At 43.0% G+C, this 19786-nt stretch carries 18 protein-coding genes; 2 read left to right on the forward strand and 16 right to left on the reverse strand.

The features are described from left to right. Positions 1–652: 652 nt before the first annotated feature. From cas2 to POREN0001_RS04435, 14 genes are all read right to left on the reverse strand, one after another. Complete coding sequence (gene cas2 / locus POREN0001_RS04370; RefSeq protein WP_040580730.1) at positions 653–916, reverse strand: CRISPR-associated endonuclease Cas2; 264 nt, start codon at positions 914–916, stop codon at positions 653–655. Continuing rightward, a complete protein-coding gene (gene cas1b, locus POREN0001_RS04375; protein ID WP_040580733.1) occupies positions 916–1932 on the reverse strand; it encodes a type I-B CRISPR-associated endonuclease Cas1b in 1017 nt (338 codons plus the stop codon). Before cas1b ends, cas2 begins: the two co-directional genes overlap by 1 nt. Before the next feature lie 244 nt (positions 1933–2176). Then, positions 2177–2686: a CRISPR-associated protein Cas4 gene (cas4, locus tag POREN0001_RS04380; RefSeq protein WP_004333643.1), complete on the reverse strand. Its 510-nt coding sequence runs from the start codon at positions 2684–2686 to the stop codon at positions 2177–2179. 64 nt (positions 2687–2750) lie between these two features. Continuing rightward, the gene (locus POREN0001_RS04385; RefSeq protein WP_004333577.1) at positions 2751–3809 is read right to left on the reverse strand and encodes a hypothetical protein; all 1059 of its coding nucleotides are present in this window, start codon (positions 3807–3809) and stop codon (positions 2751–2753) included. A gap of 4 nt (positions 3810–3813) precedes the next feature. Next, a complete protein-coding gene (locus POREN0001_RS04390) occupies positions 3814–5133 on the reverse strand; it encodes a hypothetical protein (protein ID WP_004333553.1) in 1320 nt (439 codons plus the stop codon). Positions 5134–5147: 14 nt separating this feature from the next. After that, positions 5148–7265, reverse strand: coding sequence for a CRISPR-associated helicase/endonuclease Cas3 (locus POREN0001_RS04395; RefSeq protein ID WP_004333836.1), 2118 nt, complete (start codon positions 7263–7265; stop codon positions 5148–5150). 8 nt (positions 7266–7273) lie between these two features. Continuing rightward, positions 7274–7858 (reverse strand): hypothetical protein, encoded by a 585-nt coding sequence (locus tag POREN0001_RS04400; RefSeq protein WP_004333741.1) that lies wholly within the window; start codon positions 7856–7858, stop codon positions 7274–7276. Between the two features lie 7 nt (positions 7859–7865). Continuing rightward, positions 7866–8531, reverse strand: coding sequence for a CRISPR-associated endoribonuclease Cas6 (gene cas6, locus POREN0001_RS04405; protein WP_004333790.1), 666 nt, complete (start codon positions 8529–8531; stop codon positions 7866–7868). A gap of 19 nt (positions 8532–8550) precedes the next feature. After that, on the reverse strand, positions 8551–9846 hold the full coding sequence (locus POREN0001_RS04410; RefSeq protein ID WP_004333689.1) for a TPM domain-containing protein: 1296 nt from the start codon (positions 9844–9846) through the stop codon (positions 8551–8553). Between the two features lie 26 nt (positions 9847–9872). Continuing rightward, on the reverse strand, positions 9873–10469 hold the full coding sequence (locus POREN0001_RS04415; RefSeq protein ID WP_004333499.1) for a LemA family protein: 597 nt from the start codon (positions 10467–10469) through the stop codon (positions 9873–9875). Between the two features lie 26 nt (positions 10470–10495). Then, positions 10496–11086 (reverse strand): flavin reductase family protein, encoded by a 591-nt coding sequence (locus POREN0001_RS04420; RefSeq protein ID WP_004333711.1) that lies wholly within the window; start codon positions 11084–11086, stop codon positions 10496–10498. 17 nt (positions 11087–11103) lie between these two features. Continuing rightward, on the reverse strand, positions 11104–11568 hold the full coding sequence (locus POREN0001_RS04425) for an aspartate carbamoyltransferase regulatory subunit (protein ID WP_004333517.1): 465 nt from the start codon (positions 11566–11568) through the stop codon (positions 11104–11106). Positions 11569–11590: 22 nt separating this feature from the next. Further along, positions 11591–12505, reverse strand: coding sequence for an aspartate carbamoyltransferase (pyrB, locus tag POREN0001_RS04430; protein WP_004333659.1), 915 nt, complete (start codon positions 12503–12505; stop codon positions 11591–11593). A gap of 285 nt (positions 12506–12790) precedes the next feature. After that, complete coding sequence (locus POREN0001_RS04435) at positions 12791–13417, reverse strand: SH3 domain-containing protein (protein ID WP_083797837.1); 627 nt, start codon at positions 13415–13417, stop codon at positions 12791–12793. 694 nt (positions 13418–14111) lie between these two features. On the opposite strand from POREN0001_RS04435, the gene bioA reads away from it, so the two are divergent. Continuing rightward, positions 14112–15395 carry an adenosylmethionine--8-amino-7-oxononanoate transaminase gene (gene bioA / locus POREN0001_RS04440; protein WP_004333682.1) on the forward strand — a complete coding sequence of 428 codons (1284 nt, stop codon included), beginning with the start codon at positions 14112–14114 and terminating at the stop codon, positions 15393–15395. A 397-nt stretch (positions 15396–15792) separates the two neighbouring features. Here the strand turns inward: bioA and POREN0001_RS04445 are convergent, their stop codons facing one another. Both POREN0001_RS04445 and POREN0001_RS04450 read right to left on the reverse strand, forming a co-directional pair. Continuing rightward, the gene (locus POREN0001_RS04445) at positions 15793–16935 is read right to left on the reverse strand and encodes a glycosyltransferase (RefSeq protein WP_004333635.1); all 1143 of its coding nucleotides are present in this window, start codon (positions 16933–16935) and stop codon (positions 15793–15795) included. A gap of 346 nt (positions 16936–17281) precedes the next feature. Continuing rightward, positions 17282–18499, reverse strand: a complete 1218-nt coding sequence (locus POREN0001_RS04450) for an Ig-like domain-containing protein (RefSeq protein WP_083797838.1) — start codon at positions 18497–18499, stop codon at positions 17282–17284. A gap of 266 nt (positions 18500–18765) precedes the next feature. On the opposite strand from POREN0001_RS04450, the gene POREN0001_RS04455 reads away from it, so the two are divergent. Continuing rightward, positions 18766–19743, forward strand: a complete 978-nt coding sequence (locus POREN0001_RS04455; protein ID WP_004333713.1) for a polyprenyl synthetase family protein — start codon at positions 18766–18768, stop codon at positions 19741–19743. Positions 19744–19786: the final 43 nt, after the last annotated feature.

Raw genomic sequence — 19786 nt, forward strand, 5'->3', positions numbered from 1 at the left:
GCTTAACATTAAGCAAGCTTATAAGTTTGATTATTTCAATTCCACTAAGGTACAATTTGGAGCGATGAAGATAATGCTAGGTTTTCTGCGTTTAACCTATTTCAATTCCACTAAGGTACAATTTGGAGTTTGTCAAAGTCAAGACTAGCGGAGTTTGAAATCGATTTCAATTCCACTAAGGTACAATTTGGAGCCGTGAAGTTAGACAGAAAATATCACATAAACAAGGGCTTTGAGAAACGTTTCCGATGAGATAATGAGGAGAAAATATCGTCGATGTGCAATCCTAAGAAAAGGGCCGAGGATCGACAAGAGCACTAATTATCTGCTAACCAAACACTTCAACGGTGCAATCTATTTGAGGTATGGCTATCCTCAGAAAAAGCTCCTTCTTCGACACAAAAAGAGCTCTGAAACCGCTATCTCCCACCCTCTTTGTGCGAACTGGTACTTATCTAGCTCCAGCAATATTACCAATAAATACTGAAATAGAAAAGTACTCTCTTCAGTAGCAATCTATCGTTTAGTAGAAGCCTTGACCCTAGCAATCTTGTGCTACCTAGTATCAAGAACCTGTACTATAGGCGCCCATACAACAGAGAAAGGCCCCTCGTAATGCTAGAAAGAATAAAACTTTCTCGGATCTCCATGGCTAGAGGAAATTATCTATCGCAGCTTTTTCTTTTCCCAATATTTCCCTCTCTAGTCTTTGTCTCTGTCGCGAAGAAAAAATAATAACACTATCTTCTGTTTGATCTAAAATGCAGGATGCCTCAATCTTCAAATCCTTTAGTTTCACCTCTGTGATCTCTCCTTCAAAAACAGAGTTTTGGATCCAATTGAGGTATCTCCGGCAAAGCTTCAGCATCTTAGCCACGCGTTTTTCGCCAACGTCGTATACTAGAATAACGTACATTACCAATACATTCTAAAGGGTTCATACTCCTCTATTCCCAGCAAATCCTTCGCTAACTTATAGCACTCTAGACGAACCAAGTGCTTATAACTAACCGAACGCCCAAGCCGTCTGTGCTTTATTGTTTCGCTTAATCGCTCTTCAAATGCCTGTACGAATATCTTTTTCCCCGAAGGATTAAGCACACAACGATTCAACTTATTATCAAAGTGCCGCTCTTGTAGCATCCCCTTATTCAGCACCTTAAAGATAGTTCTATCCACAAGAATTGGCTTAAAAATCTCAGAAACATCCAAACAAAGAGAGTAACGTCTCTCGCCGGGAGTGTGTAAGAAGCTGATTGTCGGATTCAATTGTGTTTGATGTATTGATTTGAGACAAACGGTGTAACACATCATATTTCCAAACGAAATCAAAGCATTGACTTCATTCTGAGGGGGGCGTTTCGTTCTCGTTCCCATATCAAAATCATTGATGATGACGTCAAAAGCTCCGTAGTAAGCCTGTCTTATATTTCCTTCAATCCCCATTAGCTCTTCAATACTTTTTGTTGTAGCAATATGAGGAGTATACTGATCAATTTGCTCTATTATCGACTGCAAATCCTTCCCTCTATTGTGGTAATAACTTAGGTTTTTCTGCATATTGAATGCTGCTCCATAGACAAACTTTTGTGCCAGTAGGAGTCGGTGGCTTTTCTTATGATACGCTTGCGCCTGTGCCAATATCATTTTGCCGGAGAGAAGGGATTCTTTAGGCATAAATGAGCCTGTATAGTTCTCGTAGTAGTCGAAGAAATGCACGGCAATATCATTCATTCCTAGGAAATTAAACAAGGAACTATTAGCTCGCAAAGAGCCAAAGACATACATATCTCCTACAGTCTCTACAGGGATATAGCGAGGGACTCCAAAGGCTTCTGCACCATCAGCTCCCTCTTCTATCGGGAGGAAACGCAACGAATTATCCTTACGAGACAACTCCCCCGGATTGAATAAATAAAAACTCTTTTTCATAGATACCAAATCTTCACAATCTCTAATATTACACATCTCTCTCCTGGAGAAGGTTTTCCCTAGTTTCCCCCTTCTAATCCGACCTCTGCTATCTTTCGAAAAAAACCAGCCCTATTTTCTAAAAAATCTCACCCAAAATGGAAATGCCTTTTTGGGTAGAAAATTTTGAAATATCAGGCAGTAATGCTTTTGCTTTTAGGCTGGATATTTTTCTGCATTTACTTGGTCGTAAAATTGCCCTCCTCTACGACTCCTCTCCCGAGAAGCAGAAGTCGTAGTAACTGCAGAGCTTGCAAATCCGTGATTCGATACAGGAGGGACACTCCGAACTCTCTGTAATCTCTTCTATATCAGCCATTATCTTCTTGATATTTTCTCGATCAATATCCGTCAGCAAGACCTCTTCTGTTTTCCTCAGCTTGGGATATTCCAATATCCCCGTAGCTCCAAGGATGCCATTTTGTTCTAAAACATAGAGATAATAGAGCAGCTGGAGACGATGGGCTGGAGCTATTTTATTCGATTTCTTTACCTCGTGAACGATTTTATTCCTCGCGTCATAGAAATCTATTTTGATCCCATCAATAGCAAGTTCTTCGTAACGAACGGAACGTTGGGGGTAGGATTCTCCATGGATTAACTTGCCTTCGTAGACTAGATCCGAAGTGTGCTCCATCGTTATTCCTGAGGAAAACAACCACAACTTCCGATGGCAAACTTGATAGTAATTGAAGTGCGTTCCCGTAATAACCATAACGTAATAGAAGAAGAGATGTACCCCACCCTAAGAATACATCTCTTCTTTAGAAATCACATAGTTAGCATTGATTTTCGTAGTCGAAAGACTGCATCAAATGGATGAGATGCATCTCTGCCGCCTCAAGAGCATCGGCACTTTCATTCTCCACCACAATGTAAGCAGCACAGGGAAGGGCTACAAACAGATCAGCCCCGGCCTTCTCATCTACAATAGGTTTCGCCTTTGGCTTATCTCCTCCATCGTCAATCAGTTTGGCACGAATAGCTCCGGCAAGAGTATTAGCATTGTCACTAACAGCTATGGCCAAGGTCTCCATAATACTGAATGTACGTGCCTGGTTGGACGTAATGCGCCAATTTATCAAGGCATGGGCTAGAGCAGGTATCACTTTTTCACGCTCATCTTTGGGCAAAACTAAGCACTTACCAAAAACATTTTCACTCTCAACCCAACCTAAGTCTTTCAGTTTCTGTATTGTATCTGGGTCTATCTCAGGATCATGCTGATTGAGAGAAACAGAAAATAGTGTACGTAGGTCTACAGCAACATCATACACAAAGAGTCCTGAAGTTCGCTCATTATCAGGAATCCAATGGCGTCGAGTCAGAGTCCTCCCCGTGTTGTGCAAAAAATCTTCTATCTCTTCCTCGGTCAAAAGCTCCTTCTTTCCTGCTATGCGTACATTCACAGGATGATGATCCGGTCGGTCACTGCGGTCAAAGGTTATGTTCTCTTTTTGAGTTCCTGCTAGTAAAGGGTGTAATGGACGCATGGCAGATACAGATAGAGGACTACGACGTTTCTTGGTTATACCGTCTCCGGCACGCATCCATCCTCCAATAAGTTGGTCAACATGCTGAGGGTCACAGGGAGACCATGGTTCCTTCTGAGACAACTCCTTCTTTGCCGTAATCTCATAATTAAATGTCACAGGAGCCATCTGTACGCCTAGGTAGTCTGTAAGAGCCTCCAGTATAGAACGCTTTACCTGTTGCCCACTAGAATAGGCCAAGTAACGACTAAATTGGGCATCAAAATAGGTTTTCTGTCCATCTTGAACACAGAATACCGTATGCTCAGCTCGCTTGAGTGCTCGCAAATAAATGTAGGGGTTCATAACTTTATTCGTTATTAGAGTTTTTACTATTAATCACTGCATAATGGAAACGCATCAATGTAAGGAAGTAGGGAACATTGTCCGAAGGCATCGTATTTATAGTAGACGCTATATCCTCAAACTCGTTCATAGAGGCATCTGCTTCCTCCACAATCTTTCCCATTCCATCTATAAAAGCCCTCTTATTGGTAGACTCTAAAAGGATTTTTACCATGTTACTTCTCACTGTTCGAGCAGTCTTTCCTCCCAAAGAAAAGTCCTGTAGTGTTTGGGCAAAAGCCTTAGCTTTATCCCATAATTCTTCGTTGTTCAACATAGCTAATAACCAAATTTGATATGTTTCATACTGTATTATTTGTTCCTCATCATCAGACTTATAGGATGGGATCTTCCCTTTCTTCATAAGAGAACTTAGTCCCTTTGGTTCCAATGCCTTAAGACCAATAACTCCCTCTTTGCAAGCCATTGAAAAGCCAAATGCAGTACCAAATAGTTTCATTGCCCTCTTACTATTCTTTGTCCCAAAATGATGCTCATACAAATCATGAACCTTGCGAATGGGAGATAATACAAAGGGAATAAAACCAACGGTCGTATTAGTCTGACCAATATTGTACACATAGCCCATCATCCGTGGGTCCGGAAAACGACGACTCACTGCCGCAATCAGATCGACCCAAGGTAAAGTTTGAATCTCTACAAGGTCATCTTTCATTGAGAATTTATCAGGAAAGTCTAGAGAAGAGGAGCTATCTCTCGTATTATACTTCTTTTTGAGCCACTGTCCGTTCCAAGTATTGATTTGGTTCCCTCTCATCCGAGGAGTTGTATTTAGATAGTTACGATACAAGTCCCACCCCTCTGCAATATCAAGCAGAATATCGGGTTTAGAAAAAAGGATCGTCAACCCACCTTGTACTCCGATACCTAAGCCTGCACCAATCCATGACAAGTAACATTCCGCAGGATCTACCTCCTCTCGGACAATAGACACCTGCCCCGAAGTAGTAGAGAGCGTATCTACAGAAGGATACCCAACAGCAATACTTGCATCGGGCAAACCTGTATCAATCTTTGCCAAGAACTTATCCAAACGTTCTTTCCTTCTATCTGCGGACTCAAAAGGCTTCCTTCCCAAAATCATATCCTTCCAGGATAACTTAGGATTCTCAAAAGGTGAGTTACCCGCAGTCATCAGGTACTTCTCATGACCGAAGAAGCGCGGATAGTATACTTCCACAAAGAAACTCTTGGGCGTATAAGCCTTGTTATGCTTCTCATTGTATGCTTCTAAGAATATCTTTCCTATGACTGATGTTACCATTGTATCACTCTCATTTATAGTATTTCAAAGCTCTTGTTTTTCTCTTCCTCCAAAAAGTCCTCTACGTATCCTAGCTCCTTATCATAAGCTCTATCGGGAATAATATAAGGATATGACCCCTCCTCTATTTGTGTAAGCCCCTTAAATCGGATTGCTTCTGAGACAGGGATTTCAAGCTCTACCCGAGATGAGTAATTGCCCTGTAGGTAATCTGCATAATCGCTCTCCGTAATGCAGCAGACAGAATCAATGTCTAACATTTCGAGAAGAACCGACTTGGGTCTGTGCTTCAGCTCTTTAAGCGTCCATTGCCCTCCCCTAAAAATTGAATGCAACTCAATATCGACCATAGGGATTTCGGGATAAACAAAATCCAGTAGGGACTGAACTTCCGTCTCATGGAAAGGGGCTCCATCTTTCAAAGCATCGAAACTTCTTTGCAAAACATCCAACTTATAGGGTTTGCATTCAGCCTCTTGATCAGGAGGAGCCAGCACATATATAGGCTTTTGTTGGCCGATAGTTTCATAAGATCGTCGCCTATTGATCCGACCAAAGCGTTGAATTAGCGAATCCATTGGAGCGCACTCCGTTATCATAACATCAAAGCTAATATCCAAACTAACCTCCACAACCTGAGTAGATACCACTATGCAAGCCTCTGTACCTTTATCGTATTTCTCCTTCAAATCTTGCTCCAAACGCGATCGATCTCCTCGCTTGAAGCGACTATGAATAAGCATAGATGGAACTTCGGGATACTTTTCGTGCAACTCCATATAGAGCCTTTGCGCTCTCTTTACTTGGTTACAAACAAAAAGGAGCTTGCGTTTCTGTCGGATCGTTTCCTCTACGATAGGAGTCGCTTCTTCCAGCGTATTCAATTTATGAATAACGTGTCGGTCAAAAGTTGCGAGCTGCTCATCAGACAACTTTACCTCATACACTTGTTGAGATCCTCCTAAAAGGTTCAATAATGTATTGTACAAGATACTGGGCATTGTAGCTGTACCAATGTGTACACGACAACCTAGAGCTATAAGTATCTCGACAATCTTTAAGACCATAGCTTGAGCAACAAACGAATAGGTGTGGATCTCATCCAAGATTGCATCACACCCTCGTAAATCTAAAGCCATCGCCTCATACCCTTTTAGCCCAAATGCAATTGCTCCCATCTGATGCGGTGTAAGGATTTTGATAGAAGCTCCGACATGATGAGAAAGCACCCGTTCGTACTTTCCATCCAGCTTCAATATAGATGCTGCATGGAGTGGATAAATCTGAGCTTCTGACCCTTTCAAATCTTGTTTTACCCTATCGTACATGGCATTAATAGAGGCTTGAAAAGGCAATGTGTAGAATACACGTCCCTCACACCGCCTCAATAAGAAATCGGTTTTGCCTGCTCCCGTAGGAGCCGTTACTAAGGTGTGGATACGAGGGTCGTCAGACGAAATTTGGGATAAAGGGTACAATGGACTTTGCCTACTGCTGTAATAGGATAGATCCGGCTTGATAAATAGTTTCTGGAGAGCGGTATCTGTATAATCTTCTAGAGCTGAGGCCAAGTGGTCAGCAGCCATCAGTAGACCTTTCCAACGGGAACAATTGGGAGTAAGATCGCTACAATACTCTAGAGCATCATCGTAATTCTCTTCAGCCTCCTCGATAGAAATAGGACGTACTTGCCAGCCTAATTCCTTCAAAATTCCCAAAGCTTCTTTACTCCACAGCTCAAAATCTTTGCTATGATAGCTAAAGCATTCGCTCTCAATATCGTCTAAATCTAAGAATCCCTTATCTCCAATATCTTCACAAACAGACTTATGATGGGCAATAATCATCCGAGTAATAGTCTGTCTCTTTTCTACATCCTCAATCAACGATAGAAAGAAAAGAGAAGCAATCTCATGACGAAATACTAAAGCACAGGGAGGAAGATTTTTCTGTTTCAATCGCTCTTGAAAAATGGGACTAGCCTTACCAATATCGTGAAGATGCGCTCCCATACGGGCAATTTCGGGATCTAAACCTACATTTTGAGCTATACACACAGCTATCTTTGCAACATCCTCTAGATGCTGTTGGAGTGTAATCCCATTACTCTTAGCTAAAATGTGATCAAACATTTCCGTCTCTACGATAGGATAGCTTCGCCTCCAATTTCTATTCTTCCGTACATGTGAGCATTATCATCAAAGCGATTGAAGCCAACCATAAAAGCGTCCGAAAAAGAGGAGCCAAACCGTAATTCAAATCCTGGCAGGGCATCAAATTGAGATTCCTCCATGAGTATTATATCTTTTTCCGGTAGTACAACATCTTCGTTGCGACACAAGCATAGATGTTGCTCCGAAGCTACAAGGGCATCCTCCTCCGTTGTAAAAGCAAGATAAAGAGAGGGATAAAGCATCACACCCCTATTGAGAATAGATTGCTCTCTCTCGTAACATTTTTCTTTTTTCCGGAACTTCCAGGCTTGAGTCTGGGTTGTTTCTTGTTGTACATCTATACCTTTATAGGAGAGCTTATGGCGAGCAATTTTGTGTATTCCCTTATCTGATAATGTCTCGGGAAATAGTTTCTTTTCCATTCCCTCTACAATGGAAGGAGTGAGGAATTGCTGACTATACGTCTCTCCATCTCGAACGGCAGTCCAAGGTTTGATGTAGCCAAATGTACCCGAATAGTGAACTACAAATAATATTCTTTCCTTCTCCATCACATCTTTACTTTATGGCTCCAAATCCAATTCCCGTAGAGTTTCCCAAGCCGGCATTCCATGCCAAAAGTTTTGTCTCGGGGCTCCCTATAATCCGTACAGGAGACCAACTAACTTTATTTTTCACGCCTTTATAATCGACAAGCATCTCCTTAGCAACTCCTTCACAAGGAGCAAACTCTGCTGTTGCATCCCTATCATCAATCCCTGCTGCGAGGAGCTTTTTCTGTAGGTTTAGAGTCAATGCCTCATTAGCTTCTGAGTCTTGATACAACAGATGCTTATAACGGTTTTCCTTTTGTTTTACCTTAAGAAGAATAGGACTTGCCGGATAAAACAATTCGCGTTTACTTAAGTCCGGATCCTCTTCAATCACAACCTCTCGAATGATTAACCCACAAAACATCTCCGGATCTTGCTGAATCCCTCGCAAAATCTGCCTTAAGAAATCAGGGTTGCTAGCTCCAATAAAGAAAGTTGCTCGGTGATCAAAAAGAATACCCTCCAGATCTTTTACTGCCTTGCCCCCCGATAAGCGAGAGAACGAAAAGAGGGACGATTGCCCATGCCAAGTATTAGGTCCTAACCATTTATGGATACAACCTACCATTTTTTGCTGATGAAGAAAAGGAACAATGGTTCCATTTGCTTGTACATCTAATAATAATCTCATAGAATTTCTGATAAACTAATTACCAAGATCCGCCGGCTCCACCACCTCCGGTAGAACCTCCACCCCAACCACCGCCAGAGCTTCCGCCCCAACTACTTCCGGAGCTTCCTCTACCCGATAATCCTCCTAAAATACCACCCACAGCTGCGGCTGTCGCGATATCTCTCGCCGGACTTTCTTTCGGTCTTTTCTTCCTATCTTCATGGTCACAATAGAGGCATTTGTAATGGGTTATATAGTGGTTAGTCGTCTCTTCTTTTCGGACAATATAGTAGGCATAAGTACCACATTTGGGACAACGAGAATAACGCGAAGGAAGTTCTCGCACCGGAAAAACATGCTCATACCCACAGCTACTGCATTGCATCGCTCCGTACTCACGTGACTTTATATCCGCCTCCAGAAGCATCTGGGGATTGAGTAGAGCACGCACTTTTGCTCGGTCACTAATGGGTAGCATTGCTTCCTTTTGGCAATTAGGACAACGTCTACTCTCCCTATCGAGCTTCTTACGAAGATTCCTTCCTAAGAGGTAAATCACAATCCCAATAGGCAAACAAGCAATGGTAAATATCACGCTATAGGTTCTATTTTTCGACTTCAAGCGAACCAATCGCTCGGGCGCACTCATGTTTTTGTATTCTCCCTTTTTCTCGAAAATATTCGTCAATTTAGCATACGCATTAACGGCGCAATAAAGTACAAACAAGAGATAGAAAATGAAAAGAATATAGTCCCCTTCTTCATCTTCAGAGCTATTTCCTCCGTCTGATCCCTCAAAATCTCCCGTCTTAAATATCTCACTTATGGCATCTATTCCACTCATGAGACCCTCTGCATAGGCGTCTTCTTTGAAGTGGGGTATCATACGATTTCGAATGATACTAGAGCAAGTAGCATCGGGTAGTACTTCTTCTATGCCGTAGCCCGTGGTGATAAAAATCTTGTGGACGTCCATAACAAGAAGGATGAGCAGCCCACTATCGGTTTTCTTATTGCCCAATCCCCACGAGCGAAAGAGCTCCACACTAAAATCTTCTATCGTCCGATTTCCTATGGAGGGCAACACTACAAGGGCAGCATCTACCCCAAAATTTAAGCGAAGTTGATGGAGCTTATTATCCAACTCCTCCACCTCCGAGCTATCCAGGAAATGGCTAGGATCAGATACAAAACGTAGACTATCCCCTATCTGTACATTAGGTACATCCTTTACTTCAAAGACATCTCGACTCTCCGTCGCCTCCCCTGGAAGGAGGGTCGAGAGAGCCAGAAATATCCCTAATAAAGGAACTAAAAGTCTCTTCAAATTCATGGTATTATCTACCCATTTTTATGGACTTAAAATTGTACGGCAGGAGCGGATTCAGCTCCTTCTTGAGCTTTGAATTGGGGACGTACAGAGAAACCAAAAATCCCTGCTAGCATATTATTTGGGAAGCGGCGCACCAACTTATTGTAGATAGTAGCAGCATCGTTGTAGCTTTTACGGGCTACTGTAATACGGTTTTCTGTTCCCTCAAGTTGTGCTTGTAGTTGTAGGAAATTTTCGTTTGCCTTAAGCTCGGGATATTTCTCCACCACAACCATAAGTCTATTCAAGGCTCCGGAAAGACCATCTTGTGCCTTTTGAAAGTTAGCAAGTTGCTCTTCGGTCATATTGCTTGGATCTATGGTAGTTTGGGTTGCTTTGGCACGGGCTTCTATCACACCTTCGAGTGCCTCCTTTTCGTGTGATGCATAACCCTTTACTACATTTACTAGATTTGGGATAAGATCAAGACGGCGTTGGTACTGATTTTCTACCTCTCCCCATTGGAGATTTACGTTTTCATCCTCGTTTACCATACCATTGTAACCTTTCATAAGCCAGCCCCCAATGAGGATGATCAAGGCCACAATCCCAATAAGGATTAAGGGTTTCTTGTTTTTTGTCATAGTTTTATTCCATTAAAAGTTAGTAGTTATTTTCTCTGTTTGATAGGCTCTTTCCCTTTCTTTACAGACCAGCCGAAGTAGCCAACAAAGCTCCCTAATCCAAAATATTCTCCGTGTGCATAGGCAAGAAGTTCACTTTTATGGAGATCTAATTTACCCGTCTCGGGATTGAGCAAAGACTCATCTACCGATACACTTACAATCTCTGCCAAAAACATATCGTGTGAGCCAAGTGGCAAGATCTCACGCACACGGCACTCCATACTGAGGGGGCTCTCAGCCACCAAAGGGCATTGTATCAATTGAGCCTTCTCGGGGTGTAAACCCGTTTTTGCCCATTTATCTCCATCCCTACCACTAATAACGCCTGCCTTGTCGGTGGCTTCTGCCATAGATAGGGTAGTAAGATTGAGCCCAAACTCCATGCTCTCTTTGATAAGTTCATAACTATACCGCTCGGGGCGAATGCTTACATAGCACATTGCCGGATTGGTACAAACGATACCTGTCCAAGAAGCCGTAAAAAGATTGGTTCGCTTACCATCTAAACTTGCGCTCGTAACAAGTAGAGCCGGTACGGGACTAATCATCGTACCGGGTTTCCAGTGCTGTTTCATAGCTTGTATGTCTCCTTTTACTGTAAATCAGCCTCGGTGCCTATTACCTTACGACCACAATAGGCACATTGTATTACTCCCTTCTCATGCCCTTGTAGAGCCGAAAATCGGGTGGGCATAGGTTCGTTATTGGTAATACACTTGGGGTTAGAGCAGCGCACAATACCCACAATCTCGCTCGGCAGCTCTACCGATTTCTTCTCTACAACCTTGTAATCTCGTATTACGTTGAGGTGTACATTGGGAGCAATAAGAGCTATTCTATTGACTATATCCCCATCGAAAAAGTGGTCGGCTATCTTGATAATCCCTTTACGACCCAGTACTTTGCTAGGGAAGTTATTACCAATCGTAATGGGGCTTTCCATCGTGTCTAAATGCAAAAGGGCAGCTACCTTAAAAAGTTTATTACTCGGGATATGATCTATAACGGTGCCATTGCAGATAGAGGCAACAGGCATCTCTGCTGAATATTGTTTCATACTTTACGTTTACTCTAGAGACTCAATTTTTTACCTCAATGCCCAATACCTCGGACAAAATACTCTGACGAACATACAATCCGTTGAGTGCTTGCCGGAAGTAATAGGCTGCCGGATGATCATCTACCTCTTGAGCAATCTCCTGCACACGAGGCAAAGGATGCAATATTTTCAGGTTCGGCTTGGCAAGACGCAGCAACTCTCTGTCTAGTATATAGACGTTTTTGACACGCTCATACTCTTCCGGATCCGAAAATCGCTCCCGTTGTACACGTGTCATGTAGAGTATATCCGCCTCGGCAATTACCTCAGAGGTAAACTCGGTTACCTCCTCAAAGGGGATGTTATGCTCCCTACAATAGGAGCGATACTCCTCAGGCAAAGCCAACTCTTTAGGTGCCACAAAAATAAATCGTGGGGAGAAGGGTTGCATTCCCTCTATCAGCGAATGAATGGTACGCCCATACTTCAGATCACCCACCATCACTATAGTTTTCTGCTCTAGTGAGCCTTGAGTTTGACGGATAGAGTAGAGATCGAGCAACGTTTGCGAAGGATGCTGATTAGAACCATCCCCGGCATTGATAATAGGCACAGGGCTAACCTCCGTAGCGTACTGCGCTGCACCCTCAAGGTAATGCCGCATCACAATGGCATCGGCATAGTTAGAAACAATCTTAATAGTGTCCTTGAGAGTCTCTCCCTTAGTACTGCTAGAAGTACTAGCGTCTGAGAAGCCAATCACCTTGCCTCCTAAGCGACAAACCGCCGTCTCAAAGCTCAATCTGGTACGAGTGGATGGCTCAAAAAATAGGGTAGCTACCACACGCCCTTGCAAAAAGTCACGGTTGGGATTGCGCTCGAATAGAGTAGCTCTATCCAAAATACGCATAATATCTTCTGCACTACAATGGCTAATAGAGACGAGGTGTTTCATTGTCTAATGTAAAATCTAATACCAAATCTTACGTGCATTTTGGGGCTACTCAGAGATCATTTTAATCCTATAACCTCCACTTCATTTAACCTCAAATTCACTCAATACAAAGATACTATTTTTTATCTCTAAGAGGAAAGAAAGAATTTATACAGTCTCACCTCTTTTTGGGATAAGCCGGAAACGACAAAAACGCTACCCTCAAGATCGAAATTCTAAGGGTAGCGTATAGGTATCTAGAGGTAGCTTTTTCCTACGCAGAAAAGCTATGGGGTAAACTCTCCGTTACATACAAAGGGAGACGGGATTGCCACAAAGCGAACTCGCTTTCACCCACCCCGTAAAAGTCTTATTGCGACTATTCGTATGTTTTACCTTTACCCATTGCCCCTTTATTGCCATAGGCTGAACAACAACATCTGCCCCAATACGTATGGAGACAGGTGAAGACGAAGAGGGTTCTTTGAGAAGCTGAACATCTACACGAGTGGTACAACCAAGCAGTGAGCTATGAATCCATAGAGTAGGCATCTCTCCATCGCAGTAGAGATCTTCCTCTGTATCAAGTACCTGTATGGGGTTATCAATGCGAAACCAACCATTCCATTCTTCCAAAACACTCACCATATAAGAGTGCTCATTGGGCATAAGTATACGCATAACCACCCCATTGGGTGTCTGACGCACATTGGTACCCGTAGGATCGGGGTCTGTAACCCAAGCTTGAAACACCGGTTCATTGCGATGATTCTGATTGCGGTAGGTCTCCTTAAAGAGCTGCTGAGTGCTTTTCTTCTGTACCTTACTAGTTTCCGTGTTAGTGGTAGATTGTGTTTTGTTTTGCGCCACAGAGAAACAAGTGCCGAGGAGGAGCATCCCCATCATGGTCAAACAAAGTCTTACTTTTCTCATAACAATGGTATTACAATGATTTAATATTACTATAGTTAGCACAAGTAAAGATAATCTTTTTCTCTCTCATTAGGCTCAAGAAATATGTTCTTGACTCCATCAATTTTTCTGCTTCCTATCTTCTTATTGATTATTAAAATATAGAATTACATAGCTGAAGAAAAAAGCATGTTCATAGTGTAGATATCAGCTCTTACCATACCGGTAAAACCCTACTTATAAACCGATATACCAATGCTAAAATAACGAGTTATTGATCCTATTATCAACATCAATTTCCCTTGGTTTAATCGAACTTTTCTTCTGTTATCAACAATAAACCTTCTCGGTTTAGATTGCTCTTTTTAGTTTTGTCCCTTTTCGGATCGTAGAAAACTATCCCAATAACTAAATAATAACTTGTGCTAACTTGGCTTGTGTAGCTCGGATTAATTCCTTAAGGGAGGGAGGATATTAGGTCTATTTGCCCGAAGGTTGTTTTTCTTTGATAACAGGTTTGTAACGGCTTTTCTACAACTTATCAACGATTTTTCTAGCTGAAAACAGACTCGGAAAGTAGCTGGTTTTGCAAAATATATTAGCCTATTGTACCCTCCTATTTTGGCTGGAAACGGAATCTTTTTAGGGCAGGAGATTTTTCTTAATCAAGTACCTTTGTTACTCGTGAATGTATTACGCAGAATAAATTTCTAAGATGACTACAGAAGAACTCCTAGCATTTGACCAAAACCATCTATGGCACCCCTATACATCAACCATAGACCCTTTGCCCGTATATCCGGTGCAGAGTGCTAAAGGGGTAGAGATCACACTCGAAGATGGGCGTGTATTGATTGATGGTATGAGTTCGTGGTGGGCAGCTATCCATGGGTACAACAATCCCGAACTCAATAGAGCCATAGAGACGCAATCGAAGTCTATGAGTCATATTATGTTTGGAGGCTTTACCCATAGACCAGCCGTAGAGCTTGCCTCTCTTTTGCTTCCTCTTTTACCTAAGGGTATTGACCAAATTTTTTATGCCGATAGCGGTTCGGTAGCTGTAGAAGTGGCTCTTAAAATGGCTCTTCAGTACCATGAAAGCGTAGGGGACAAGAAACGAAAACATTTTGCAACGATCCGCTCGGGCTATCATGGGGATACCTGGCATGCTATGAGTGTGTGTGACCCGGTAACGGGTATGCACGGCATCTTTGGGTCGGTGTTACCGGCGCAGTACTTTTTGCCTCAACCTAAAAGTCGTTTTGGAGGAGAATGGAATGCTGAGGATATAGCCCCCTTTGCAGATCTTATTATGGAGCATGGAGATGAAATTGCAGCACTCATCTTGGAGCCCGTTGTGCAGGGAGCCGGAGGAATGTATTTTTACCATCCTCAATATTTAGTGGAGGCGATACGAAAGGCGCATGAGGCAGGTATATTGGTAATTTTTGATGAGATTGCAACCGGCTTTGGTAGGACGGGCAAATTCTTTGCGGCCGAGCATGCCGGGGTAGTACCCGATATTATGTGTATTGGTAAGGCTCTGACGGGAGGATACATGACCCTATCGGCCACTTGTACTCATAAGAGCATTGCCGACCAAATCTGTAGTGGTGCGGCAGGATGTTTTATGCACGGACCTACATTCATGGCCAATCCGCTAGCTTGCTCTGTGGCACTGGCAAGTCTGCGTCTCTTGCTCAACTCTCCTTGGCAGGAGCGCATAAAAGCAATAGAGAGCCAATTGAAGGAGGAATTAAGTCCGGCTGCTTCATTCGATACTGTTGCCGAGGTGCGTGTATTGGGAGCTATCGGAGTAGTGGAGATGCGCGAGCCGGTAGACATGGCAAAGATGCAGCGTCTTTTGGTAGAGCAAGGTGTTTGGGTGCGTCCCTTTGGGCGTTTATGTTACTTGATGCCCCCTTATATCATCAATCGGGAACAACTCCATAAGCTTACGGCTGGTCTCTTGGCGGCTATTGCAGAGAGCCGATAATAGACTTCTCTTCTTATTCTATATTCTTTATAGATAGAACATATAGTAGTAGAAGAGGGTGGGTAAATTCTGTTCTCATCCTAGGGCTATTCTGTACTTACCAACAGCTATATCTACCTATTATATATGCTATATAAACAGATTATTCACCTAGTTATCAACATAGATTTAGCTGATAAAACCAAGGAATAGACTACTTTTCAACAATAGAGTCTACCGAAGAAGTATATGATAAGAAGGAACAGACCTGAATTTATAGGTTGATAAGAGGGTGATAATCCACTTATAATTCGTGCTAACTCGCCTTGTTTAGGTCGATTTATTTTGCTAATGGAAAAGAAAGGGGTAGTCTATAATCCATAGATTACCCCCTATTTGTAGACAGGTTATGAACGGATTATCTCTCTAAAAAGGCATAGAGAGGAGTAAGGATTTCTTCGAAAGTTTGGGGCATAAGGGAGCTACGATCGGGACGCCAAGGAGTGCTAACAAGGTGTAGGGTAGCCTTGAGAGCCTCTTCGATTTGCTCTAGAGAGAAGGGATCGAAAAGCACTACCTCTTGTGTCTCTTGCAGCATACTGGCAATACCGGTAGCCTTGCTGATGGCACAGGGCAGTCCGATGGTAAGAGCTTCGTTGGCTACGGCCCCAAATCTCTCTAGGGTGCTGGCAAGTACAAAAGCATCCGCCATAAGGTAATGGCTATAAAGCTCTTTTCCCTCTTTTCTCCCTGCAAAATGAATACGTTGCCGACAAGGAGTTTTCTCTGCTTTGGCACTTAAGAAGCCTTCTAGAGGTCCATCTCCTACGAGTACTAAGTGTACGTTATTTTGCAGCTCAAAGGCACGAGAGAAGGCAGAAATAAGGCTATCTAGATTTTTTTCCGGCGAGAGTCTCCCCACGTAGAGTAGTATTTTGTCGGAGGGATGGTGGGTATAATGGCTACGAAGTGCTGCGGCATCGGGATAGAGAGGGGGCAATATCTCTCGGATCGTTTCTTCCTCTTGCAGGATAGGGAAGGTGTGGTAGCGGTGCCCCTTCCCAAACTTGTGAGAATATACCTCTTGTGCCCTCCGGTCACATAGTATCATCCCATCGAGCATACCGCTCTCGAGGATAATCTCTTTTAGGTCGAGTTGCTTTTTTACGGTCTCTTGGGCAAGGGAATAACTATCGTCTACCATGGGGACGATGCGACTATGAGGAGAAGCTATATAGCGAGCGGCAAGAGCGAGTAGGGTAGTGAGGTTAATTTCGCTGGTGAGAACAAGGTCGTATCGCCCCCGAGCTACGAGCTTGAAAATATCCCATCGCAGGTTTTTTATTCCGACTACTCCGGGGGATAGGTATTTATAGGGAAAGCGAACTCGCGACTTTAGTAGGCTTTGATTGAAACTATGGTTCTCGGCTTCTTTTTCTTCAAAGTAGATGTCGCACCCATAGCGAGAGTAGAGAGCGTTGAAAAGATCTATGCGGTAGGGAGTGAGTGCACGATGGATGATAAGGGTTCTGAGGTTCCTCCCTGATGGTTCTGTTTTCATACGAATCTACTTTCTTTATCTGGGACAAAAATACGAACATAAAGGCGAACCTCCATACCCTCCATCAAGCGAACATAATAAAGGTTTTCAATTTCCAGATTTTCTGATAGGAGGTACAATGCGGATTCAAATTCGAGAAAATTGAGCCCTTTGATTCCCTTCTATTCTCATGATAAATCGTTGATTACAAATAGAATGTATCTTGAAATATCTCTCTTCCTCTCTCCTATAATCTAGAATTATAATCTCTAAAAATCTATAATACATCGCCTAGCATACAAAAAGGGGTACCCAAATTGACTTTGAGCACCCCTCTTCTTACTTAGGATTTATTCCTCGGAAAATGTCAATCAATGACGTCCGGACCATCCAAAGGAACGAAGTTCATACTTGCAAATATGCGCTTACGTCCGTCTTTCATTTTGATAGTCCATTGACCCAAAGTGAACTTATTGCCCTTCTCGGCATGGCTGTAGAGGTTTTTCTTATCCCCGGTTTTGGAGATCGTATAGCCCAAGCCCTTGACATAAGTATCGAAGGCACCCATTATACCGAAGCCTTCTCCTGCGGGTTTAATGATGTAATTGGCAGGAGTTACTTGCAAGAGTACTTTCACGAGTTTGCCCTCTTTCATTAGGTAGCGAGCTATAAACATTTCTTCGTACTCCTCTCCGAGTTTTTGTGAGCCATAGATAATTTCCTTTCTTCCGAGTTCGTCGATTCTTTGTTCAAGGTATTTGCGACCGGCATTTTCTTCAAATTTCTTGATGGCATCTTCCGAAGCATTCCAGTCGAGCAACGGGAATGGAAGAGTTTCGAAGGTGGGTTCTTTTAGATTGAAGCCGAGGAAGGTACCAACCCCAGGATATTCTACATAGATGAATCCGGTAACTGTTTTGTACTTATCCGTCATGAGATTCATGAATTTGGGAGTCCAATCATTGCTTCCATAGATGAATCCATTTTTTTCTAAGAAGCTCTTCAACTCTTCGCTTTGAGCTACCTCGGGAGTCAAATCAATCTGAATAGACTGTCCCACGATGTACTTAATAACGGGCATCTTCTTACTCTTGGTTTGGAAAGAATAATACTGCATACTTTCGTCTTTTTCCGCAGGGATATTGCCACGAGCCGTCTCAAAGGCAATGAGTTCTTCGGCAGAATCGAACCATCGTAGGTAGGGCATCATAAGCTCTGGCTGTGGTCCATCTTCTTCTTTTTTGGTTACGGTGATGGTTGCTTCAGCTTCTTTCCCGTTGTAAGTAGCCTTGAGGGTGGCTTTTCCTACCTTGAGAGCCGTGATTTTCCCCTCCTTAGAGATGGATATAATATCCGCAGGTGTGGTGCTAAAGGCTGCTTGGCTGGTTACCTCTTTTTGACCCAACAATACTTTGATTGTGAGGCTTTCGCCCACCTTGATAGAGGCTTCTTTGGGTGTAATGGAGAGTGTCTCTTCTACGATCGGTGGTTGAGGTTTGTTACCGTTATCACAGCTTTGGAAGCCCATGAACCCCACAACGAGTAGGAGTAGAGAGGTTAGATAATTCATTCTTTTCTGTTTCATTTTCTTTTCTGTTAGTTTGTTTCTCTACTTGGTGTAGCTACTATTCACTCAGATGGTGAGGACCTTAGTTTGCTATCCTACTGACAAAGATATGCGTATTTGTGCTTGCATGTGTCACTTCTTGGGCGGTATTTGCAATATTTTTGAGTATAAACTTCCGAATTCTTGCTTCACATGTCTTTGATATCACCACGATAAATACTACTTTTGTTTGTCGGAAACAAGTAGAGATAGTGCGGAGATTGTGTCGCCTAGAGATATAGGAGATGAATATAATAGAGCAAATAGTTCAACCGATTGAGGATTATCGTTTGGCTTTCGAGGAGGAATATGCCCAAGCCTTTGTTACTGAAAGTTCTATCGTTGCTCAGTCTATAGAAAAGATCACAGCAACCCGTGGAAAGCATATTCGTCCTATCTTGATGGGGCTTCTTGTCTCATTACAGGGAAAGGAACCCAACCAGCGAACGATCTCGTGTGCAGTACTTCTTGAGATGCTCCATATGGCTAGTTTGATCCATGACGACGTGATCGATCAAGCTCCCTTGAGGCGTGGAAAACCTACCCTCAATGCCTTTTACGGCAATCACTCTGCTGTATTGGTGGGCGATTATATTCTATCTATTGCTTTTCTTCGTGCGGCAGAGATTGGCGGCTCTAGCTTGATACGCACTGTTGCCAATCTGGGAAAGCACCTTTCGGAGGGAGAGCTATTGCAGATACAGGTTGCCACAGAACGCATCATAGACGAAAAAAATTACTTCTCTATCATCGAAAAGAAAACAGCAACCCTCTTCGAAGCTTGTGCCGCCTTGGGTATGTATAGCATAGATGCTAAGCCGGAAGAGCTACTGAAAATGACGCAACTAGGCAAGCATCTTGGGATTGCTTTTCAACTCCGGGATGATATCTTTGATTATACGAAGGAGTCGGAGGTAGGGAAGCCTGTGGGTAACGACCTTAAAGAGGGAAAGATAACTCTACCGCTTATATACGTCTATAACCAAGCCGACGCCAATCTAAAAGAGCAGATAAAGAATCTACTCGATAAGGTGGAAAGTGACGAAAAAGCCATTGCGGACCTGCTCCAAATGGCACACCAATTCGGGGGTATTGACTATGCCCAAAAGAGGCTGGAAGAGGAGCTCTCGAAGGCCTTAACTATTCTGAGAAGTTTTCCCAATTCTCCCGCGAATAACTCGCTTGTCTTACTCACGGAGTACCTCGGTAAGCGCACCTATTGAGCATTTGCCAAAGCTCCTTACAGAGTGGGGTAGGGTAGTGCCA

It is taken from the genome of Porphyromonas endodontalis ATCC 35406 (assembly GCF_000174815.1).
Lineage (GTDB): Bacteria > Bacteroidota > Bacteroidia > Bacteroidales > Porphyromonadaceae > Porphyromonas > Porphyromonas endodontalis.